Origin of the sequence: Sneathia vaginalis (assembly GCF_000973085.1) — a bacterium.
Classification (GTDB): Bacteria; Fusobacteriota; Fusobacteriia; order Fusobacteriales; family Leptotrichiaceae; genus Sneathia; species Sneathia vaginalis.
Genome location: NZ_CP011280.1, coordinates 60,350 through 83,155, shown reverse-complemented (window position 1 = coordinate 83,155; position 22,806 = coordinate 60,350). Strand labels below are relative to the sequence as shown.

The 22,806-nt window shown below is 28.5% G+C and carries 17 protein-coding genes and 1 pseudogene; 2 read left to right on the top strand and 16 right to left on the bottom strand.

Features of this window, described 5'->3' with window-relative positions; genetic code table 11:
- Positions 1-199 precede the first annotated feature (199 nt).
- The 8 genes from VC03_RS00390 to VC03_RS06840 form a co-directional block, all read right to left on the bottom strand.
- The gene (locus VC03_RS00390) at positions 200-1,330 is read right to left on the bottom strand and encodes a toll/interleukin-1 receptor domain-containing protein (protein ID WP_046328159.1); all 1,131 of its coding nucleotides are present in this window, start codon (positions 1,328-1,330) and stop codon (positions 200-202) included.
- 6 nt (positions 1,331-1,336) lie between these two features.
- Positions 1,337-1,906, bottom strand: a complete 570-nt coding sequence (locus VC03_RS00385; RefSeq protein WP_052727636.1) for a toll/interleukin-1 receptor domain-containing protein — start codon at positions 1,904-1,906, stop codon at positions 1,337-1,339.
- Between the two features lie 37 nt (positions 1,907-1,943).
- Positions 1,944-2,435, bottom strand: coding sequence for a TIR domain-containing protein (locus VC03_RS00380; protein WP_046328158.1), 492 nt, complete (start codon positions 2,433-2,435; stop codon positions 1,944-1,946).
- A gap of 1 nt (position 2,436) precedes the next feature.
- Positions 2,437-3,900 (bottom strand): SIR2 family protein, encoded by a 1,464-nt coding sequence (locus VC03_RS00375; protein ID WP_046328157.1) that lies wholly within the window; start codon positions 3,898-3,900, stop codon positions 2,437-2,439.
- Between the two features lie 490 nt (positions 3,901-4,390).
- Complete coding sequence (locus VC03_RS00370) at positions 4,391-5,416, bottom strand: alpha/beta fold hydrolase (protein ID WP_046328156.1); 1,026 nt, start codon at positions 5,414-5,416, stop codon at positions 4,391-4,393.
- Between the two features lie 119 nt (positions 5,417-5,535).
- Positions 5,536-6,126 (bottom strand): hypothetical protein, encoded by a 591-nt coding sequence (locus VC03_RS00365; protein ID WP_144406220.1) that lies wholly within the window; start codon positions 6,124-6,126, stop codon positions 5,536-5,538.
- A 150-nt stretch (positions 6,127-6,276) separates the two neighbouring features.
- Positions 6,277-7,530, bottom strand: coding sequence for a group II intron reverse transcriptase/maturase (ltrA, locus tag VC03_RS00360; protein WP_046328154.1), 1,254 nt, complete (start codon positions 7,528-7,530; stop codon positions 6,277-6,279).
- A gap of 1,007 nt (positions 7,531-8,537) precedes the next feature.
- The gene (locus VC03_RS06840) at positions 8,538-8,660 is read right to left on the bottom strand and encodes a hypothetical protein (RefSeq protein ID WP_257719620.1); all 123 of its coding nucleotides are present in this window, start codon (positions 8,658-8,660) and stop codon (positions 8,538-8,540) included.
- Between the two features lie 428 nt (positions 8,661-9,088).
- Here VC03_RS06840 and VC03_RS00355 point away from each other — a divergent pair, with 428 nt between their 5' ends.
- Both VC03_RS00355 and VC03_RS00350 read left to right on the top strand, forming a co-directional pair.
- Positions 9,089-10,516, top strand: coding sequence for an ISNCY family transposase (locus VC03_RS00355; protein ID WP_052727635.1), 1,428 nt, complete (start codon positions 9,089-9,091; stop codon positions 10,514-10,516).
- Between the two features lie 55 nt (positions 10,517-10,571).
- A pseudogene (locus VC03_RS00350) lies at positions 10,572-11,961 on the top strand (transposase).
- A 153-nt stretch (positions 11,962-12,114) separates the two neighbouring features.
- Here the strand turns inward: VC03_RS00350 and VC03_RS00345 are convergent.
- The 8 genes from VC03_RS00345 to VC03_RS00310 form a co-directional block, all read right to left on the bottom strand.
- Entirely contained in the window at positions 12,115-13,788 is a 1,674-nt protein-coding gene (locus VC03_RS00345; RefSeq protein WP_046328153.1) for a hypothetical protein, read from the bottom strand.
- A 300-nt stretch (positions 13,789-14,088) separates the two neighbouring features.
- Positions 14,089-15,507 (bottom strand): hypothetical protein, encoded by a 1,419-nt coding sequence (locus tag VC03_RS00340; RefSeq protein WP_046328152.1) that lies wholly within the window; start codon positions 15,505-15,507, stop codon positions 14,089-14,091.
- A 295-nt stretch (positions 15,508-15,802) separates the two neighbouring features.
- Positions 15,803-17,302 carry a TonB-dependent receptor gene (locus VC03_RS00335; protein WP_046328151.1) on the bottom strand — a complete coding sequence of 500 codons (1,500 nt, stop codon included), beginning with the start codon at positions 17,300-17,302 and terminating at the stop codon, positions 15,803-15,805.
- On the bottom strand, positions 17,274-18,494 hold the full coding sequence (locus tag VC03_RS00330) for a hypothetical protein (RefSeq protein WP_046328150.1): 1,221 nt from the start codon (positions 18,492-18,494) through the stop codon (positions 17,274-17,276). Before VC03_RS00330 ends, VC03_RS00335 begins: the two co-directional genes overlap by 29 nt.
- Positions 18,495-18,779: 285 nt before the next feature.
- On the bottom strand, positions 18,780-19,136 hold the full coding sequence (locus VC03_RS00325) for a sortase family protein (protein ID WP_046328149.1): 357 nt from the start codon (positions 19,134-19,136) through the stop codon (positions 18,780-18,782).
- Positions 19,090-20,163, bottom strand: coding sequence for a hypothetical protein (locus VC03_RS00320; RefSeq protein ID WP_046328148.1), 1,074 nt, complete (start codon positions 20,161-20,163; stop codon positions 19,090-19,092). Before VC03_RS00320 ends, VC03_RS00325 begins: the two co-directional genes overlap by 47 nt.
- 287 nt (positions 20,164-20,450) lie before the next feature.
- Positions 20,451-21,923 carry a hypothetical protein gene (locus VC03_RS00315; protein WP_046328147.1) on the bottom strand — a complete coding sequence of 491 codons (1,473 nt, stop codon included), beginning with the start codon at positions 21,921-21,923 and terminating at the stop codon, positions 20,451-20,453.
- 224 nt (positions 21,924-22,147) lie between these two features.
- Positions 22,148-22,738 (bottom strand): hypothetical protein, encoded by a 591-nt coding sequence (locus tag VC03_RS00310; protein ID WP_144406219.1) that lies wholly within the window; start codon positions 22,736-22,738, stop codon positions 22,148-22,150.
- Positions 22,739-22,806 lie beyond the last annotated feature (68 nt).

Below are 22,806 nucleotides of genomic sequence, written 5' to 3'. Positions count from 1 at the left end.
AAATAAATAAAAGGGGATCAAATATTTTTGTTTATAGCATTCAAAAACCCCTCGGGTGACTAATCCCAAGGGGTAGAAAAAATAATTATATATCAAACGTGTTACACTTGATAAAATATAAAAAAAGAACACCCTAATACATGAGCATTCTTCTAAAATATACTATGAAATTTATATGTTATATACAATTCACATTATTTCAATAATTTTCTATTATAATTTCATCAACACTTTTTATTTCAGTGTAACTTTTATATAAAATAGGAATATCTTTATTTTTAAAAGTGGGTGAAATATAAACATAAATTTTTTTATTCAAAGCATCTGCATATCCAAGTTCCCATGAACACCACTGCGATTTAAGAGTCGATTCTGTTAAAAATATTATAAAATTCTTACTTTGATGTATTCTTAGTTTAATAATTTCTGATGTTGAAGCATTACACCATTCTCGTTTCAAATCATATTTATCATTAACCCAATCTATATAAACCACATATCCTTTTGTATTTAGTTTTTTATATAATTCAACTACTTGATTCATATCACTAGAGTTATGAGATATAAAAATATCAAATCTTTTCACCTTTTCTAAATCATCTACGTACAATCTCTGTTTTAAAACTTCAGGACCTGAATTGTTTTTTATAATTTCGTTATCATTATAATTTTTCTTACCTTTTTTCTTACGTCTTAACATAAATGGTAATCCAATAGATTGAATATAGTTTTGGGCTTCTATTTTTAAAGAAAAATTTCTCGTACATGAATTAACCTTGTAAAAAAACTCTGTAATATTTGATGATTTATATTTTGAAAGCTCTCTCATTATCTCTAATTTTTGATGCAAGTCGTAAGTATTAAAATATCTATCTATAAAAAATGATGTATATGATGGTTCTATTTCTTGAATAAATCTTAATGTGCCGTCGACTTTTTGTTTTCTTTTATTAAATTTGGATTTTGATAGCTTCTTTATTTCATTTTTTAAATTCCCCACCTCATCTTTTTCCAAAATAATTCTGTTCTTATCTTTTCTAAGTTTCTTCGCACTATGATAAGCACAATCTAAAATAAAATTGTATGGTTTCCTAAAATTATATCTGCTCTTTCTGCAATGCCTAAGCAAAAGCACATTCTTATTATGCCAAAATTTATACTGTTTATTCAAATCATCCCACATATATGGATATAACTCTTTAAATGTATTAACGATATTATCGCCTGAAAAAGTTTGCGGCATTAACATCAAAACTTGTTGAATTGGATTTTTAAATTTCTTTTTATATTTAATATAAATTTTATTAAATTGTCTCTTTGTTTTTCCCATAACCAATTACTCTTTTAGCCAACTTGAAAGTGAAATTATAGATTTTTTACCTTTAGATTTTGTCATAACATAATATCCTGCATTCACTTTTTTCCCTGAATTATATTTTTCTCGCCCATAAAAATATGTTATATATGAATATATTTCCATATACTCATTTCCTTTATAGTTACTCCCCTTCTCTTTCATAGGAAAAAGTACAACTTTTTTCCCTTTAATCGCATCAGCAAATCCTAACTCCCAATTACACCATTTTGATTCGACTGCTCCATCAGTGGCTAATAAAATAAACATTTTGCATTTTTTTATTCTATCTTTAATTTTTTTAGCAGTCTCTCCAGATGTTATTTTAGGCATAGATAAATCACTACTATCAATATATGCAATAACATTAAAATTTTTTTCAAGAAATCCTATAATACCCTTTAAATCATCTAAATCCTCATGTTTATGTGATATAAAGATAGGAACTTTTTCCTCAAAAAAAGCAAAAGACTCTTTAATAGCACACTTAGATTTTTGTAAGTTATTAATCCTATATTTACTAAATTCTCCTTTCTCAAAAATCTCTTTCATAACCTATCACCTCGCTATTTTTATCAACTTACTACATTTATTTTCCTTTTTTTTGTGCTGCTTTTTCAATCCAGCTTCCCAAATTATAATATCCATAATCTTCCGAATAGTCATATAAACCATCACAAATAGAGTCAAAATACATAGGTGTACAATCATTATAGTATCCAATAACAGTATGTGAATTACCCTTTACTGATGTTCTTTGAGTTCTCACATCTCTAATGTTATGTATATAAATCCCAATTATTGCATTCCCTCTTTCAATGCTTTTTCGTATTTCATATTGGACAAATTGACGGTTTAATGTTTCTTTGCCAATTAGGACTACAGTAACTGAAGTTCCTTCTAGTTGCTTATCTATCCATTTGTAAACAGCATTTTCGCCATTTCTTTTAACCTTTTCAAATTCCGCCTTATCAATAAAACCTGCAGCCTCTTTGCCTCGAGTAACCCAACTATTTCTCACTGTCATTGATCTATTAATATCCTCTTCATAATGAAAGCTAAAAAATACTCTTCTTGCCATATTAACATTCCTCCTTATTGTTAAGTCTATTTATCATTTTAATTATTTTATCAACATTAGTGTCTATATCATAAAATTTAGTAATATACTCAATTTCATCATTATTTAAAATTTTTTCAACCATATCACCATTTTCAGAATATAATTTCTGAGCCATAGACCCAGTAAATGCTAATGGTATATTCACTAATTGATATGATTCAGCAATATTAAATTCTTCTTTTATACCATTAGCATTAATATTTTTTCCATCCTTTTTTTTATTGCCAAACATATAAATTGCTATGCCACATTGAGAAATCATTTCTTTTCTATATTTTCTCCAAGTTGCCCGAAGTTGTTCATTATTTTTTGCACTTAATGGAAATGGCATTAGTTTTAATCTATCTTCAATTTTAATGTTACTGTCGTTATAACAATATTCAGCAATTCCATTTATTACATAAGTCCCTACACCTAATCCATATCCATTAACAACTTTATAACCATTCTTAACAAGTTCAAGAGATAATTTCCTGATAAAATCCTTAGCCACTTGTGTATCTAACGGAGCATAAGTTTCTGCACTCCCTGAAAGGAACACAGTTTTTCTTTTATATCTATTTAATATATTTTTTAATATCTCCGTGATTTTTTCATAACTATCAATCAAGCATATTTTTATTCCATATCTTCCTAAATCTGCAATCTCAAGATTTTGTTTAATTGTATCATATTCGTATTCATCTAATGCTTTTTTATATTCTTTTTCGTCTTCAAATTTATCTTTATTAGGTTTAGTAATTTTTTTTAGTACATAATAATGCGGTCTGTTATTATCTCCTAGTAAAACTCTCATTTTGCTAAGCACAAAATTAAAATTAGGGTCACTAAAACTGAATCCTAAAAATAAAAAAGTATTTGTTAGTAATTTTCCTTCTAAAACATCTCTAAATAATTTTCTGCTATTAATTCCATATTCTTCATAATCATCTCTAGTTATTACTGCCTCAGCTGGATTCTGAATATCTCCATGCATTTTATATACAACAGCATCATAATTTTTATAAGAAAGCTGTAAATCATTATCACACTTTCTGACAGAAACATTCTTATTATTTTCTTTTAAGGCATCTTCAATTAACGTATCAAAATTTGTTGTCCAATATGTAAAAATTGGAAGCTGTGATAATATATTATGATTTTCCGTTGGTTTTTTATTAGAAGAAAATGAAGCTGATAAAAGTTCATTAATGGCACTTCTTTTGTTTTTATTACAATAAAACTGTGCCAAAGAAATTAAATCATGCTTTTCTTTTGATATATCTAATTTTAAATCATTTGCAGGTTTTTCTAATAACCTTCTCCAATCATAGTATCCAGCATCTATAGAAAGTCCAGCACCAACAAAAATCGCTAATTCATTGTTATATAATGCCTGTTCAACAATTTCAATCAATTCTTTTTCATCAATTATATTGTTCATTTTTTATCCTTCTCTTTTTTTTATAAAAAGTTTCAATAACACATTATAGTTTTTTATTTAACAAATTATAACATAATTTCAAAAAAACAAAAAGAACCAGAGTAGTTATAATATTACTCTGACCAAAATTACTTTTCTACGTTTTCTGATAATCACATTACACTTTAAACTCTAAATACCCAATATCCTTTTTTGCTTCATTTAACTTTCTCATTCTTATTTTCTTCACATCAAGTATTTAAGTTTTTTCTTTTACCTTTGAATAACTTGTAGCAAGAGCTTTAATTTCTGCATAGTTTATCACTTCCATATAAATCTTTCGTCAAACAAATGTAGTAATTAAAAGTGTTCTCTAAATTTCAAATTCACTATCAAAATCTTTAACAATTTTTAGGACTAACAGTCCTTTTTAGGCGGAACTTCTTTCTTATTAAAGCAAAAAGACGATAGAATTTGATTTTCTACCGTCCTTAAATATCCAAACAATTTTCTATTTATGGTTTTCTTTTAAGAAGTCATCAATAATTTTTCTTGATTCGCTTTTCACTTTATCATTACTTTCAGCTGTTCCACCTGTTGCAATTATAATTTTTCCTAAATTTAAAACACCATTGCCAATAAATATATGCCCAGCTCCTTTATATGAATAAATCTTTGCCTTAGAGTTTTGTTCTTTTATTTTATTTGCCATGGCAAGACTATCCCACATTAAATCATCCTCACCTACAATCATTAATATATTTGCCTTAATGTCTTTAACTGGTATTAATTTTTCTTGCCTTGTTGAGTCTTTTTCTATTGCACTGTTATATGTTTCTTTATAGCTAATAGGACTTTTAATAATACATGGAACAAAAATATTTTTAAAAAATGATTTTAATGATGTTCTTCTTATATCTATATATGGAAGTTCCTTTCCTTTATATGTCCATGATGAACCATAATCTTTAAAATCTAGACCAGCAAAATTATATGATGAAGGCGATATTAAAATCAGATTATCTATTTCAGGATATTTGCTAGCCAAATTAAGGGCATATTCTGCACCTTTTGACGCTCCCAAAACACTTATCGGTTTATTGTCTTTTATATTTTTATTTATATAATTGATAACATCTTCAAATTGTTCTAAGGGAATTTTTCTCAAAGTCTGTTTTTGATTTTTCATACCAAACATAAATAGAGCAAAGGTTTCATAGCCTTCTTTTGCTAATATCTTAGCATTTTCAAAATTTGGACTTCCCTCAGAACCTCCAAAACAAATTACAAGACCCTTATGTAATTTTTTCTTAGGTACAAATCTAAATCCTTGCATTCTACCTTCATCTACATAAGTTACATCAACTCCATCAATATCTGTAGGATATAGCCTTATATTAGTAACATCCATATAATATTTAGGGAAATTTAAAACACCGATATCTTTATACTTATGGTCATTATATATTCTAAGAATAAAAACTAAAGCTAGTAAGATAATAATAAATGAAAAGATTATAAAAAATATTTTCTTCATTTTATTCCCTCCCTTTAAAATATCATACAGATTCTACCCCTAAATTTCAACCCTAAATGACATAGAATTTCATACAGTATTATTGTCATATTTTCTTTTTAGGCGGAGCTTCTTTTACATTATCTTATACTAATTCCATAAAATATAGCTAAACTTGGATTTGAATTATCCAGCATAGCTTTAATTCCATATTTAGCCCTAATATTACTAGATAAATCTTGTTCTCTATAGACTTTAAGAGATACATTTGTACCTACTTTTGATATTTTTCTATTCTTTAAAATACTAGTACTTAAACTTAATTCTAAGTTTGTGTCCTCTATTTTCTTCTCCATAGCCGTTCCTAACTCAACTATACAAGCATCATCAAACGGATACACCTTTAAGTCTATATACGGTTTAATTAATCCCATATATTTCACATTTAAATTGTAATATCCCCGTGACTTATACCCCACTGCATTAGTAATTGCTAACTTATCTATACTAGTTGTATAACCAATATATCCGCTTAGAATACTCCTCTGCTTATACGTATCTAATTCAATACCTAATACAGCATTTTCTTTTTCAAATTTAACTGAATTTTTAAGTATATGTTCCGTTTTACCTATCTTTTTATTAAAATACAACGTTGTATCAACTGAAAGTTCACCAAAACATAGTATCGGTAAAACAGCAATAATTATCATCAATAATTTTTTCCTCATAAATTCTCTACCTTCCCGCCCCGCCTAAAAATTAACATATTGTAGAAGAGAATTTATGAGAAATCAAGTGTACTAAAAAAAAAAAATCGAGTAGGGACTAAAATGTAGCCCCTCTCACACCACTGTACGTGCCGTTCGGCATACAGCGGTTTAATTCAAATAATAATCCAAACAACTTTGAAGTCCTCGCTTTGCGAGGATTTCTTTAGTTATATGGCATAATCCTCTTGTTTTGGCTACCGATTGATAATGGTCTCCAAATCCTGCTGACTGTTTTGCCATCCACATTGGTGTCCCGAGTTTTCGAAGACCCCATATTCTCTTTTCTCTTGTTTTCCACTGTTTCCATACAATTATTCTCATTCTTGTTCTAAGTCGTTCATCTATCCTTCTCAATGTACGTTTCATATTTCCTAACCTAAAATAGTTTATCCACCCTCTAATTACTTGATTCAGTCTATTGATTCTATAAGTCATTGGTATTGCCCAACTTCTCTTTGTTAACTGTTTCAGTTTCCTCTGAAATCTTTTAACTGAATCTTCATGTGGTCTTGCTTTCCATTCTGTTTTGTTTTTCCAAAAGCCATATCCTAAATATTTTAATTCCCTTGGATTTGTGACTTTAGATTTCGTTGCATTCACTTTTAGTCTTAGTTTCTTTTCTATCCACTTTGTTACTGACGCCATTACTCTATTAGCTGATGCTTTGCTTCTTACTGTAATTATGCAGTCATCTGCATATCTTACAAAGTTTAATCCTCTTGCCTCTAGTTCTTTATCTAATTCATTCAGCATTATATTGCTTAAAAGTGGTGATAGATTCCCTCCTTGTGGTGTTCCCTTAGTTGTCTCTTCACATTTACCATTTATCATTACTCCTGCATTAAGGTATTTCCTAATTAGAGATTCTGTGTCTGGGTCGTTTATGAGATTATGAACTAGGGTCATGAGTTTATCTTGTGGAACATTATCAAAGAATTTCTCTAGGTCAATATCTACGACATAGACCTTTCCGTCATTAAAATATTCAAGTAATTTTATTATCGCTTGCTGTGCTCTGCGATTTGGTCTAAAACCGTAACTATTGTCACTAAAGTGTGGTTCTGCTATCGGCGTTAGTACTTGTGCAATCGCTTGTTCTATTACTCTATCTACTATTGTTGGTATTCCAAGATTACGTACACCACCATTTGGTTTAGGTATTTCTACTCTCCTAACAGGTTTAGGCTTGTACTTTCTTTGTCGAATTTTATCTCTAATTTCTGACCAGTTATCCTTAAGATATTGGTCTATTTCTTTGGTAGATATTCCATCTACTCCTCCTGCACCTTTATTTGCTTTTACTTTATTTAGTGCTACAAGCATATTTCCACTGTTGAGTATATGTTCTAGTAGTTCTGCCATTTGGATTGTCTCCTTTCTTTGTTATGCTCTGTATCCTCATACTCCTACCTCTTATGAAAATTTCTCGCCGTTACGTCTTTGGTACTATTCTCTTGTCAGATATGGATACATACTTTTGCAAGTCTATTTGACTTTGAATTATTCAGCCCTTCGCTCCACCCCCATTACAAGGATTTCAACACTACTATGGATTTTGCAGACTTCTCACTATTAGTTGTTACTACTACTTCGCTAGTGAGACCTCACGGGATAAGTCATCAATCTTCCCTTGTATACCTGCCTAATTTACTTATATGGGTTACGATTATCTTTTGGACTTCACGACTTTAGGCCCGCTTATCCACCATACAAGCCTTCGTATTAGGTTTCTGTTCGTCAGGCTACAATTTCGCTATCCCTTCTTCTCGTCTATACCTCGCGATACAAACCTTGGGAATTGCTATGAGGTTCGTTGATAATTACGCCCTACGTGGACTTTAACCACAGATTGATGACATGCCCGTCATACTAAAAATAAAGTGCATAAATTATTTTATAATTTACACACTTTATTATACACTCCCTATTTTCAACAACATAATCAATATCATTAGCTATAGCAAATAAAAATCTAGCATTATAACTAGACCTATTTTTACCCAAAAAATTACACAATTTACTTGACAAACCCAACATTAACTAAATTTTCTAAATTTTCAAAATCATCAAAAACAATAAATCTTTTATTATTCTTTCTTTCATTTTTATCAATACTAATACCAACAATATTACCTTTATTATTAAAACTTTCATCTTTATTTTGTAAACTACCTAAAGGAAATAAATCTCTATAAAACTAAAAAGGATTAACAAGACTAAACCCTTTATTTAAAATAAACTCATTTTTATATTTATATAAATCAAACCAATTAACATATAAATTATTCATAACCACTCCTAATATTATATATAATTATATAAAAAATAACCTTAGATTTAGATATCACTAACTCTAAGGTTATAAAAAATTATACTGTTGTATGAGCCCAATCATGAAATCCCCCATTAGGACAAGTACCACTCGGATAACTAAAATTTTCTTTTTGAACAGCTAATCCACATTTTTTGCATTGAAATATATGTGTTGACATTTTTTTCACCTCCTTTTACTCTTATTTTATTAATAATTTTTATTAATATCTATCGTCTTCTCCTTATTTTAATTCTGCAACTTTAGCATAATCTCCTTTTTTACAAGAGTTTCAATCATTGCCCTGTATACAGAATCCCCCAAACCCATATTATTATCTCCTTATATATTTTTATTTCTTATGCTTTAATTATCTCTATTCTTTTTTTCATAAATTACATTTATCTTTTTTCTAATTTTTTTAAAAAATTATAATATATTGTATTATACCCCCCCATTTATTTTGTCAATATTTAAAATATTATTCCCCCGAGTTTTGTGAGATAACAGTGATATTGTCATAGGTAAGATAAAAGTAATTATGTCATTTTAGTTATTTAAGATATGCTGTATAATATAATTCTTAAATAATTAAAGGAGACTAAAGTGATGAGGAGAATTGAATTATCTATGAATGAAAACATAAAGTATGAAGCTATTAAAAAGTTAGTTGAAACAAATGGAAATAAAAGAAGATGTGCTATTAAATTAAATTGTTCTTTGAGAACTGTTCAAAGACTTGTTAAAGCATATAAAGAAAAAGGTAAAGATGCATTTGCTCATAAAAATAGAGGGGTCCCTTCTAAATTTAAAACACCTGATAATATTAAATCATTAATTATTGAGCTTTTTAAAAAATATAATGAAGGATCTATGATTTTATCTGTTAAACATTTAAAAGATCTTCTAGCTGAAAATTATGAAATCAAAATAAGTACAACCACTATACACACAATACTAAAAGAAAACTATTTAATTTCTAAATGTGCTACTAAGAAAAACAAAAGACAACTTAAAGAAATGTTAAAAAACAAGATTAAAGACAATAGTAATTCTGAAGAAAGAAAAGAAATTGAGAAGAAAGTTGAAGAACTTGAAAGATTTGAAACACATCCTACAAGACCTAGAGTAAAATATGCAGGTGAATTAATACAAATGGATGCCTCTTCTTATGAATGGTTTGGTGGTATTAAAACTCATCTACATGTTGCTATAGATGATAGTACTAAGATGATTGTAGGAGCATATTTTGATACAGAAGAAACATTAAACGGTTATTACAATGTATTTAATCAAATATTAAAAGAATACGGTATACCACATAAGTTTTTGACTGATAAGAGAACTGTATTTGAGTATAAAAGAAAAGACTCTCCAATAGACAAAGAGTATATGACTAATTTTTCATACGCTTGCTTTAAGTTAGGAGTCAAAATCGAAACAACCTCCGTAGCCGAAGCAAAAGGACGCGTTGAAAGGCTAAATCACACACTTCAATTAAGAATACCTATAGACTTCAAAATTGCAGGTATTACGACTATTGAAGAAGCTAACCAATTCATCATACCATATTTAAAAAAATTATGTAATATTTTTGATTACAATATTAAAACAAGCGAAAGTATTTTCGAAAAAAATATTACTGATGAAGAGATAAATATATATTTATCAAAGGTTTGTGAGAGAACTATTGATAGAGGAAATATAATACATTTTAACAAAAAGAAATACTGTCCTATCAATGAAAATTTAGAAAAAGTATATTTAAAGCCAAAAACAAAAGTATTGTTTTTAGAAATATTTAATAAAGAAGAAATAATTTTAGTTGAAGATAAAGTATACAACTTAATAGAAATAGATGAAAAAGAAGTTAATTCAAAAGAATTTGATTTAGACATACAAGAAGAGCCTAAAAAAGAGAGAAAGATATATCGCCCACCAGCTAATCACCCTTGGAAACAAGCAAGTTATCAAGCTTATTTAAATAAATTGAAATCTAAAAAAGGTGAAAAAGCCCTGCTTAAAAAACAAGGCTAATAAAATTGAATTTTTGCGACAAAATCACTTTTACTTGACACCAAAACTTTTCAATATGATACACTATAATATTTGTAATGATGATCCTGTAGTGGAACTAAAAAATATTCTGGAGGAGGCAGAATTAAATTCCTTTTACAACCTATTTAAACACAAAACAAAGGTTCATCCATTAAATCTTTTAGCTGTTATCATTCATGCTTTTTCAAATAAAATTGAATCTACTAGAGAAATTGAAACTTTATGTAAAGAAAATATAAAATACATGTATCTTCTTGATGATAACAAAGCACCAGACCATACAACTATTAGTAGATTTATGGCTAAATGCAATCCAATTATTAAAGATATCTTTACTGAAATAGTTAAAATAATTATGAAAAGAAATAATATTACTTCTGAAAATATATATATTGACGGTACTAAAATAGAAGCCTACGCAAATAAATATACATTCGTATGGAAAAAAGCTGTTCTTAAAAATTATGAAAAATTAAATGAAAAAATTCATGCTTTAATCTTTGAAGCTAATGTATATTATTCTAGAGAATTTAACTCTATTCAAGAACTTATACATTTCCTAGAAAACAAAAATATAAATTTTGTACATGGAAGAGGCTAAAAGCTATTTAGATACTTGCATTAAATATGATATTCATTTAGATATATGTAAAGATAGAAATAGTTATTCTAAAACTGATCATGATGCTACTTTTATGAGAATGAAAGAAGATTACATGAGAAATGGTCAACTTAAACCAGGGTATAATTTACAAATTGCAACTTGTAGTGAATTAATATTAAATTACAAAGTATTTAGTAATCCTACAGATATTAAGACACTTATTCCTTTTTTAGTTGATTTGAAAGCAAAAGATTTTTACTTGAAAAATATAGTTGCTGACGCTGGTTATGAAAGCTATGAAAACTATCAATATATTGAGGATAATAATCTAATACCGTATATAAAGCCACAACAATATGAAAAAAGCAAAACTAGAAATTTCCAAAAAGATTTAAATAGACCAGAAAATTTAATATATCATGCTAAAACAAATACCCTTACAAGAAAAGACGGACTTGAATTAAAATATGTAGGATATGGATTAAAAAACAATATTAACTACAAGTTGTATTACAATCCAGAAACTGATAAAAATATCTGGTATAATTACAAATTTAAAGAATATTCAAACCAATCTAAAGAAAATATTTGCAGTGAATTTGGAAAGCAATTAAGAATGAATAGATCTATTCAAGTAGAAGGGTCATTTGGATTAATAAAAGAAACTTTAAAATTCCGTAAATTAAAAGTTAGAGGTAAAGAAAATGTAGAAAGAGAAATAGGTTTCCTATTACTGGGTTACAATTTCAAAATGCATATACTGAAAAAGAAAAACAAAAAAATAGGAAATGTTTTACATGAATTGAAAAAAGAAGCTTAAAAATGACATAAATAAAGTTTCTTAATTTTTTGATATATAAAAATATATAGAACAAAAAATCTCCCAAAAATTTGAGAGATTTTTTGATAGAAGCTTAACAAAATGAAAAATTTCAATAAAAATTAGTCACTTTGCAACAGCCCCTTTAAAATACTATTTCCATTCATATTTTAAGTTTAAGCTTGTCTTAAGTTGTGTTTGTTGATATCCAAATTTACCATCTAATGTTGGTCCAAATTTAACTGGAGCTTCTACACTTCCTTTTAATGTTAATGTGTCAGTTGGTTTGTATTCAGCTGATACTTTTGGTGTTAATGTTAAGAATGGTACAGTTACTGGACTTGCAATGTATAAGTCTAATTTAGCATCTGCTTCTGGGCTTACTGTAAATTTATCTGATACTTTGTAATCATATTTAGCGTTTGCTCCTAATGATACTACTCCTAGATTTGCTACATTTATTCCACATACGAACAAGCTATCTCCTGATAATAGAGCTTTACCTGTTAATGTTAATTGATCATTTAACATCTTGTATTGTGCATTTAATGATGCTCCGTACATTACGTTATCAAATTTTAATGATTGTAATGCAGCAAATGCATTATTTAAATCTTTATCTAATAAATATGTATGTCCTAATGCTGGAACTAAAAGATTACCAATCTTTAATTGACTGTGACTTACAAATGGAGCTACTGCTAATGTTAATCCTTTAACACCAGTGTAAGTTAATTTTGCATTGTAAGTATGAACGAAGTTTACAGGCATATTGCTTACTACTCCACCTAATTCAAGGTCTTCTAAGTTGTAGTCACCTAATTTAATGTTACCTAATTTCTTAGGACCATTTACGTTTACAGTAAAGTCAGCTTTTCCATCTATTCTTAAGTCTTTTACACCATCGTATGCTAATTCAACATTTCCTTTAACATAGTCTACTCTTTCTCCAGGTGTTGTAACTAATTTCTTATAGTTATGTTTGATTTCAAGACTTGCTTTTACATCTTTTAATCCTTTAACGAATACATCTTTACCTTCTTCGCTTTCAACAAATACTTTGTGAGTTGATTTAACTGTTGCACCATAGTCTTCTGCAACATCAAATATTGGTTTAAGATCTACAGTTCCATATTTATATGTCTTGTTACTTAATGGGAAGTTAGTCTTAGAATTAAATCCAAATGTTAATACATCATATTTGTAACTTACTTGTCCTTCTAATTCTGCACTACCTCTATCATATGATTTAACTTTTTGATTTGCAGCTTCTATTGCTGCTTTTTCTGCAGTAGCTAATGCTGTTACTTGAGCATCTATTTCATCAGTATCTTTAATTGTAGCAATTGCATCATATAATCCTTTTTCTTTAGCTAATTTAACTAATACTTTATTTGCCTTAACTTTATCTGATTCAGTACCTAATATTTTTTTAATATCTTCCTTTAATTTATTATCTTCTGGAACTGATGTATAATCTAAATCTTCAGCAAATTTAGGACTAACAGTTCCTTTAACATATACGTTAAGTCCTTTAGTTAATTCTGGTAATTCATATTTAGCCCATACGCTTGAGTGATTTAAGTAGTTAGCTTTTGTAACTTTACCTAATTCAAGGTCTTCAGCTTTAAAGTCTCCACCAAAGCTAAATCCTGTTCCTTCTACTTTAACTTCTGTTTTAACTCCTGTTTTCTTTGCTACGAAAGTTGGTTTTGCACCTTTTACAAATGTAGCTTCATTTTCGTTATATCCTTCAACTGATCCAGTTGTTCCAGCCATTGCAACCATTGATGCAACTAGGCTAGTTAGTAATAATGCCTTTTTCATAATTGTTTTCTCCTTTTAAAAAAATTTTTAATATTTCTATAGTAGTCAAGTATATTTTAGCCAAAAAAATATAAAAAAAAAGAAGTTTTTTGTTAAATTTTTGTTTAATATTTAACTAGAATAATACTGCATTTATTTTCTTGTTTATTTATTCACTTTTTACGGCACAACATTTTTTAACTTTTTTTATTTTTTTATCAATCATATTAAAGTTTTCTTATATGCATAACACTCAAAAACCCCTCGGGTGACTAATCCCAAGGGGTAGAAAAAACAATTATATATCAAACGTGTTGATAACTATTTCCATTCATATTTTAAGTTTAAACTTGTCTTAAGTTGTGTTTGTAGATATCCAAATGTATCTTGTCCTGTTGGTCCAAATTTAACTGGTGCTTCTACACTTCCTTTTAATGTTAATGTATCAGTTGGTTTGTATTCAACTGATACTTTTGGTGTTAATGTTAATAATGGTGCAGTTGTTGGACTTACAATGTATAAGTCTAATTTAGCATCTGCTTCTGGGCTTACTGTAAATTTATCTGATACTTTGTAATCATATTTAACATTTGCTCCTAATGATACTACACCTAAATTTCCTGCATTTAAACCATTTATAAATAAACTATCTCCTGCTAATAGAGCTTTACCTGTTAATGTTAATTGATCATTTAACATCTTGTATTGTGCATTTAATGATGCTCCATACATTACGTTATCAAATCTCAAAGCAGTATTAATATTATTAAGTGCTGTAAGAGTAGTTTTATCAAACTTTCGTTCTTCTCCTAATAAATTAAATTTCAATTCTGTATTTTTTATTTGGCTGTGGCTTATAAATGGAGCTACTGCTAATGTTAATCCTTTAACACCAGTATAAGTTAATTTTGCATTGTAAGTATGAACGAAGTCTACAGGTATCTTACTTACTACTCCACCTAATTCAAGATCTTCTAAGTTGTAGTCACCTAGTTTAACATTATCTAATTTTTTAGGACCATTTACGTTTACAGTAAAGTCAACTTTTCCATCGATTCTTAAATCTTTTACACCATCATATGCTAATTCTGCATTTCCTTTAACATAATCTACTCTTGCTCCAGGTGTTGCAGCTACTTTAGCATAGTTATGTTTGATTTCAAGACTTGCTTTTACATCTTTTAATCCTTTAACGAATACATCTTTCTTTTCTTCGCTTTCAACAAATACTTTGTGAGTTGATTTAACATCTTTTCCGTAATCAGTATTTCTTTCTGATAATCTGAATGGGAAGTTAGTCTTTGAGTTTAAACCAAATGTTAATACATCATATTTGTAACTTACTTGTCCTTCAAGTTCTGCTGATCCATCAAATTTATATTCATTTGTGTCTTTATCTGCAAATTTAGGACTAACTGTTCCTTTAACATACATATTAAGCCCTTTAGTTAATTCAGGTAATTCATATTTAGCCCATACACTTGAATGATTTAAGTAGTCAGCTCTTTTAACTTCACCTAATTTAAGGTCTTCAGCTCTTAAGTCTCCACCAAAGCTAAATCCTGTTCCATTTACTTTAACTTCTGTTTTAACTCCTACATTCTTTGCTTCGAAAGTTGGTTTTGGTGCTCCATTTACAAATGTAGCTTCATTTTCGTTATATGCTTCAACTGATCCAGTTGTTCCAGCCATTGCAACCATTGATGCAACTAAGCTAGTTAGTAATAATGTCTTTTTCATAATTTTTCTCCTTTTTAAAAAAATATTTTAATATTTCTATAGTAGTCAAGTATATTTTATCCAAAAAAAAAAAAAAAAAAATTTTTTATTAAATGTATGTTTATTTTTTAACCTGTATTGTTTCGCTTAAAGAAAACGTATAATTTTCAATAACAATATGGCATTATCGTTTTTTAACCAAAATGTAAAATAAATAAAAGGGGATCAAATATTTTTGTTTATAGCATTCAAAAACCCCTCGGGTGACTAATCCCAAGGGGTAGAAAAAACAATTATATATCAAACGTGTTGATAACTATTTCCATTCATATTTTAAGTTTAAGCTTGTCTTAACTTGAGTATCTGTATACTTAAATTCTGTTCCAACTGTCTTAAATTTAACTGGTGCTTCTACACTACCTTTTAATGTTAATGTGTCAGTTGGTTTGTATTCAGCTGATACTTTTGGTGTTAATACTAATTCTGCACCTGTTAATACTCCTTGTAATGTATTTAATCCAAGATGTACTGTTGCTTCTGGTGTTACATTGAATTTTTCATTTATATCATATTTGTATTTTGCATTTACATCAAAATCAAATTTACCATAATTTACTGCTGGTATATCGCTTACTAATAAAGAAGCTCCTTGTAATTTAGATTTACCTGTTAATGTTAATTTATCGTTTAACATCTTGTATTCAGCTTCTAAGTTTACACCGTATGTTAATATATCTGAACGTGTAGGTGTAATTGCTGTGTTATAGTGTCCTAAGAATGGATTAACTGTTAATTTTAATCCTTTAACTCCTGTATATATTGCTTTAAAGTCATATGTATCTGAGTATCTGTATGCTCCTATTGTATCTTTAAAGTCTCCATCATCTAATTTTACAGCTTTATTTACATTTACTTTAAAGTCAAATGCTCCTTCTAATCTTAAGTCTTTTACACCATCATAAGCTGCACCTAAATGACCTGAAACGTAATCTACTCTTTCTCCAGCTTTTGTAACTGTTTTAGCGTAATTATGTTTAATTTCAACGTTTGCTTTTACGTCTTTTAATCCTTTAACGAATACATCTTTTCCTTCTTCGCTTTCAACAAATACTTTGTGAGTTGATTTAACTGTCGCACCATAATCTTCTACATTTTCAATTGTACGAATTCCATGATTTGATGCATCATAATTTGCTAATTTATAAGAATATTGTTTGTTACTTAATGGGAAGTTAGTCTTAGAATTAAATCCAAATGTTAATACATCATATTTGTAACTTATTTGTCCTTCTAATTCTGCATTACCTCTATCTTCTGGTTTAACTTCTGCATTTTTTGCTTTTAATGCGTCTATTCTTGCTTTAGCTAATGCTGCTACTTGGGCATCTTTTGTATCAGAAGCCTTAATTGTAGCAATTGCTGTATCACTTAATTTATATCCTTTAGCTACTTCAACTAATTTTTCATTTATCTTAGCAGCAACAGTTTCACTACCTAATAATGTATTATATTCAGCTTTTAAATCATCTTCTTTTGGAACATATTCATATTCAGGTGTTGTGTCAAATTTAGGATTAACTGTTCCTTTAACATACATATTAAGTCCTTTAGTTAATTCTGGTAATTCATATTTAGCCCATACACTTGAATGATTTAAGTAGTTAGCTCTTGTGACTTTACCTAATTCTAAATCTTCAGCTTTAAAGTCTCCACCAAAGCTAAATCCTGTTCCATTTACTTTTACTTCTGTTTTAACTCCTGTTTTCTTTGCTACGAAAGTTGGTTTTTCAGTATGGTACAGTTTGGTGATTAGCAATTAATAAGTCTAGTTTAGCATCTGCTTCTGGGCTTACTGTGAATTTATCTGATACTTTGTAATCATATTTAGCGTTCGCTCCTAATGATACTACACCTGAATTTTGTACATTTGCTCCATTTTCAAGAACACTATCTCTTTCTAATAGAGCTTTACCTGTTAATGTTAATTGATCATTTAACATCTTGTATTGTGCATTCAATGATGACCCATACATTAAGATATCAGTATCAACTTTTTTTATGTGACTTACAAATGGAGCTACTGCCAATGTTAATCCTTTAACACCAGTGTAAGTTAATTTTGCATTGTAAGTATGAACGAAATCTACAGGTTCCTTACTTAATTCTCCACCTAATTCAAGATCTTTTAAATTGTAGTCACCTAATTTAGTATTACCTAATTCTTTAGGACCGTTTACGTTTACAGTAAAGTCAATTTTTCCGTCCATTCTTAAATCTTTAATACCATCGTATGCTAATTCAACATTCCCTTTAACAGAATCTACTCTTTCTCCAGCTATAACTCCTTTAGCGTAGTTATGTTTAATTTCAACGTTTGCTTTTACGTCTTTTAATCCTTTAACAAGTACATCTTTATCTTTTTCACTTTCTAAAAATACTTTGTGAGTTGACTTAACTAATTTTCCATATTCAACAGTACCATCATATGTTGGATCAGTACTATTTGCCGGATATTTATATTCCTTGTTACTTAATGGGAAGTTAGTCTTTGAATTTAAACCAAATGTAAAATCACCATATTTGTAACTTACTTGTCCTTCTAGTTCTGCACTACCTTTATCTTCTTTAACTTTTATTTCTTCATTATTTGCTTTTTCTAATTTTTCTAATTCAGCAAATTTAGGACTTACAGTTGCTTTAACATATGATTTAACTCCTTTTAATTCAGGTAATTCATATTTAACCCATACGTTTGAATGATCTAAGTAATTAGCTTTTTTAACTCCACCTAATGCTAATTCTTCAGCTTTAAATTCTCCACCAAAGCTAAATCCTGTTTCATTTACTTTAACTTCTGTTTTAACTCCTAATTTCTTAGCTACGAAAGTTGGTTTTGCACCTTTTACAAATGTAGCTTCATTTTCGTTATACCCTTCAACTGATCCAGTTGTTCCAGCCATTACAACCATTGATGCAACTAAGCTAGTTATTAATAATGTCTTTTTCATGATTTTTCTCCTTTATGTTTCTGTAATAGTCAAGTATATTTTAACCAAAAAAAAAGAAAAAAAGAAGGATATTTTTACTAAATGTATATTCATTTTTTTACTTACATTATTTTACCTAAAAAAAACGTATAATTTTAAATAACAATATGGCATTATTATTTTTTAACCAAAATGTAAAATAAATAAAAGAAAATCAAATATTTTTTGTTTATATCAATCAAAAACCCCTCAGGTGACTAATCCCAAGGGGTAGAAAAAACAATTATATATCAAACGTGTTGATAACTATTTCCATTCATATTTTAAGTTTAAGCTTGTCTTAAGTTGTGTTTGTAGATATTCAAACTTATCATTATTTACTCCAAATTTAATTGGTGCTTCAACACTTCCTTTTAATGTTAATGTGTCAGTTGGTTTGTATTCAGCTGATACTTTTGGTGTTAATGTTAATAAAGGTACAGTAACTAATTTATCTGCTGGTTTAGATACTAATAGTTCTAAGTTAGCATTAGCTTCAGGACTTACTGTAAATTTGTCTGTTACACTATAATCGTATTTAGCGTTTGCATCAAATACAAAATATCCTAAATTTTCTTTAACTAATTTTTGAGCATCTTGACTTGACTTGACTTGCTGTTTCATCTATTGTTTTATGATGTACACCTGCAAGTAATGATTTACCTGTTAATGTTAATTTGTCATTTAACATCTTGTATTCTGCACCAAGTTCTACACCGTATAAAACAAAGTCATTTCTTTTTAATTTATTATCTTGTGTAACTTCTTTTGCAACATTTACATGAACAGCAAATGGTTTTGCAGATAATGATAAGTGTTTAACACCTGTGTATGTTCCTTTTAATTCATATGAGTGTATATATCTAGCAGGTACTTCTTTAAATAGTTTAGTTCCTAAAACTTCATAGTCTCCAATCTTTTCACCAGATTTAAAGTTTTTCTTAAATGCAACTTTACCTTCAAGTTCAAGATCTTTTACACCATCATATTTTGCTGATGCTTCACCTGAAACATAGTCTACTCTATCTCCAGCTTTTGTAACTGTTTTTGCATAGTCATGTTTAATTTCAACGTTTGCTTTTACATCTTTTAATCCTTTAACGAATACATCTTTCTTTTCTTCGCTTTCAACAAATACTTTGTGAGTTGACTTAACATCTTTTCCATAATCATCATTATTTTCTGATTTTGCAAATGGGAAGTTAGTCTTTGAATTTAAACCAAATGTTAATACATCATATTTGTAGCTTACTTGTCCTTCAAGTTCTGCTGATCCATTGAATTTGTAATTATCTTCTTGTCCTTCTTTTTCATCTGCAAATTTAGGACTTACAGTTGCTTTAACATAAGTCTTAACACCTTTTAGTTCAGGTAATTCATATTTAGACCATACGCTTGAGTGGTTTAAGTAGTTAGCTTTTTTAACTTTACCTAATTCTAAATCTTCAGCTTTAAATTCTCCACCAAAGCTAAATCCTGTTCCATTTACTTTAACTTCTGTTTTAACTCCTGTTTTCTTTGCTACGAAAGTTGCGGGTTTACCTTTTTCAAATGTAGCTTCATTTTCGTTATATGCTTCAACTGATCCAGTTGTTCCAGCCATTGCAACCATTGATGCAACTAAGCTAGTTATTAATAATGTCTTTTTCATGATTTTTCTCCTTTTTTAAAAAATATTTTAATATTTCTATAGTAGTCAAGTATATTTTAGCCAAAAAAAAAAAAAAAAGGACATTTTCATTAAATGTATGTTTATTTTTTAACTTACATTATTTCACCTAAAGAAAATGTATAATTTTCAATAACAATATGGCATTATTATTTTTTAACCAAAATGTAAAATAAATAAAAAGGGATCAAATATTTTTTGTTTACAACAATCAAAAACCCCTCAGGTGACTAATCCCAAGGGGTATTATATATCAAACATGTTGATAACTATTTCCATTCATATTTTAAGTTTAAGCTTGTCTTAATTGAAGTTGAATAATATCCAAATCCATCAACTGGTTTGAATTGATCATATTCACCACTTGATTTTTTTTCGAATGATTTAGTAACTATACCAAATTTAACTGGTACTTCTACACTACCTTTTAATGTTAATGTGTCAGTTGGTTTGTATTCAGCTGATACTTTTGGTGTTAGTGTTAATGTAGGTTCAGTATCTAATTTATCTGGTGTTTCTGATTTAGAAACATATAAATATAAGTTAGCACCAGCTTCAGGACTTACTGTAAATTTATCTGTTACGTTATAGTCATATTTAGCATTTGCATCAAATATAAAATGTCCAAAATTTTCTTTAACTATTTTTTTAGCTTCTTGACTTGCTGTTTCATCTATTGTTTTATGATGTACACCTGCAAGTAATGATTTACCTGTTAATGTTAATTTGTCATTTAACATCTTGTATTCTGCACCAAGTTCTACACCGTATAAAACAAAGTCATTTCTTTTTAATTTATTATCTTGTGTAACTTCTTTTGCAACATTTACATGAACAGCAAATGGTTTTGCAGATAATGATAAGTGTTTAACACCTGTGTATGTTCCTTTTAATTCATATGAGTGTATATATCTAGCAGGTACTTCTTTAAATAGTTTAGTTCCTAAAACTTCATAGTCTCCAATCTTTTCACCAGATTTAAAGTTTTTCTTAAATGCAACTTTACCTTCAAGTTCAAGATCTTTTACACCATCATATTTTGCTGATGCTTCACCTGAAACATAGTCTACTCTATCTCCAGCTTTTGTAACTGTTTTTGCATAGTCATGTTTAATTTCAACGTTTGCTTTTACATCTTTTAATCCTTTAACGAATACATCTTTCTTTTCTTCGCTTTCAACAAATACTTTGTGAGTTGACTTAACATCTTTTCCATAATCATCATTATTTTCTGATTTTGCAAATGGGAAGTTAGTCTTTGAATTTAAACCAAATGTTAATACATCATATTTGTAGCTTACTTGTCCTTCAAGTTCTGCTGATCCATTGAATTTGTAATTATCTTCTTGTCCTTCTTTTTCATCTGCAAATTTAGGACTTACAGTTGCTTTAACATAAGTCTTAACACCTTTTAGTTCAGGTAATTCATATTTAGACCATACACTTGAGTGATTTAAGTAGTTAACTTTTTTAACTTCACCTAATTTAAGGTCTTTAGCTTGGAATGTTCCACCAAAACTTAATCCTGATCCTTTAACCTTAACTTCAGTTTCTACTCCAATTTTTTCAACTTTATAACTCTTTATTGTTTCTGTTTCTATTCTTTTTAGATCAGTTTCTGAAACAGATTTTCTTGTTTCAAATTTAGCTTCTGATTCAGCAAATGATTTTACTGATCCAGTTGTTCCAGCCATTGCAACCATTGATGCAACTAAGCTAGTTAGTAATAATGTCTTTTTCATGATTTTTCTCCTTTATGTTTCTATAAATAGTCAAGTATATTTTAACAAAAAAAATAAAAAAATAAGGACATTTTTACTAAATGTTCGCCTATTTTTTTAACCTAACTGAATACAGTGTAATTAAAGTATGAAATTCATTAATATATTTTAATTAATACTTTTTTAACTACACATCAAAAATATTAATTAAAAACATTATCTTTTTAGGCGGAGCTTCTTTTACATTATCTTACACTAATTCCATAAAATATGGCTAAACTTGGATTTGAATTATCCAACATAGCTTTAATCCCATATTTAGCCCTAATATTACTAGATAAATCTTGTTCTCTATAGACTTTAAGAGATACATTTGTACCTACTTTTGATATTTTTCTATTCTTTAAAATACTAGTACTTAAACTTAATTCTAAGTTTGTGTCCTCTATTTTCTTCTCCATAGCCGTTCCTAACTCAACTATACAAGCATCATCAAACGGATACACCTTTAAGTCTATATACGGTTTAATTAATCCCATATATCTCACATTTAAATTGTAATATCCCCGTGACTTATACCCCACTGCATTAGTAATTGCTAACTTATCTATATTAGTTGTATAACCAATATATCCGCTTAGAATACTCCTCTGCTTATACGTATCTAATTCAATACCTAATACAGTATTTTCTTTTTCAAATTTAACTGAATTTTTAAGTATATGTTCCGTTTTACCTATCTTTTTATTAAAATACAACGTTGTATCAACTGAAAGTTCACCAAAACATAGTATCGGTAAAACAGCAATAATTATCATCAATAATTTTTTCCTCATAAATTCTCTACCTTCCCGCCCCGCCTAAAAATTAACATATTGTAGAAGAGAATTTATGAGAAATCAAG

Coding starts and splice junctions, on each gene's coding strand:
- VC03_RS00390 (WP_046328159.1), bottom strand. CDS start 1,330: ATGGGAAAAACAAAGAGACAATTTAATAAAATTTATATTAAATATAAA.
- VC03_RS00385 (WP_052727636.1), bottom strand. CDS start 1,906: ATGAAAGAGATTTTTGAGAAAGGAGAATTTAGTAAATATAGGATTAAT.
- VC03_RS00380 (WP_046328158.1), bottom strand. CDS start 2,435: ATGGCAAGAAGAGTATTTTTTAGCTTTCATTATGAAGAGGATATTAAT.
- VC03_RS00375 (WP_046328157.1), bottom strand. CDS start 3,900: ATGAACAATATAATTGATGAAAAAGAATTGATTGAAATTGTTGAACAG.
- VC03_RS00370 (WP_046328156.1), bottom strand. CDS start 5,416: ATGAAGAAAATATTTTTTATAATCTTTTCATTTATTATTATCTTACTA.
- VC03_RS00365 (WP_144406220.1), bottom strand. CDS start 6,126: ATGAGGAAAAAATTATTGATGATAATTATTGCTGTTTTACCGATACTA.
- ltrA (WP_046328154.1), bottom strand. CDS start 7,530: ATGGCAGAACTACTAGAACATATACTCAACAGTGGAAATATGCTTGTA.
- VC03_RS06840 (WP_257719620.1), bottom strand. CDS start 8,660: ATGTCAACACATATATTTCAATGCAAAAAATGTGGATTAGCTGTTCAA.
- VC03_RS00355 (WP_052727635.1), top strand. CDS start 9,089: ATGAGGAGAATTGAATTATCTATGAATGAAAACATAAAGTATGAAGCT.
- VC03_RS00345 (WP_046328153.1), bottom strand. CDS start 13,788: ATGAAAAAGGCATTATTACTAACTAGCCTAGTTGCATCAATGGTTGCA.
- VC03_RS00340 (WP_046328152.1), bottom strand. CDS start 15,507: ATGAAAAAGACATTATTACTAACTAGCTTAGTTGCATCAATGGTTGCA.
- VC03_RS00330 (WP_046328150.1), bottom strand. CDS start 18,494: ATGAAAAAGACATTATTAATAACTAGCTTAGTTGCATCAATGGTTGTA.
- VC03_RS00325 (WP_046328149.1), bottom strand. CDS start 19,136: ATGAAACAGCAAGTCAAGTCAAGTCAAGATGCTCAAAAATTAGTTAAA.
- VC03_RS00320 (WP_046328148.1), bottom strand. CDS start 20,163: ATGAAAAAGACATTATTAATAACTAGCTTAGTTGCATCAATGGTTGCA.
- VC03_RS00315 (WP_046328147.1), bottom strand. CDS start 21,923: ATGAAAAAGACATTATTACTAACTAGCTTAGTTGCATCAATGGTTGCA.
- VC03_RS00310 (WP_144406219.1), bottom strand. CDS start 22,738: ATGAGGAAAAAATTATTGATGATAATTATTGCTGTTTTACCGATACTA.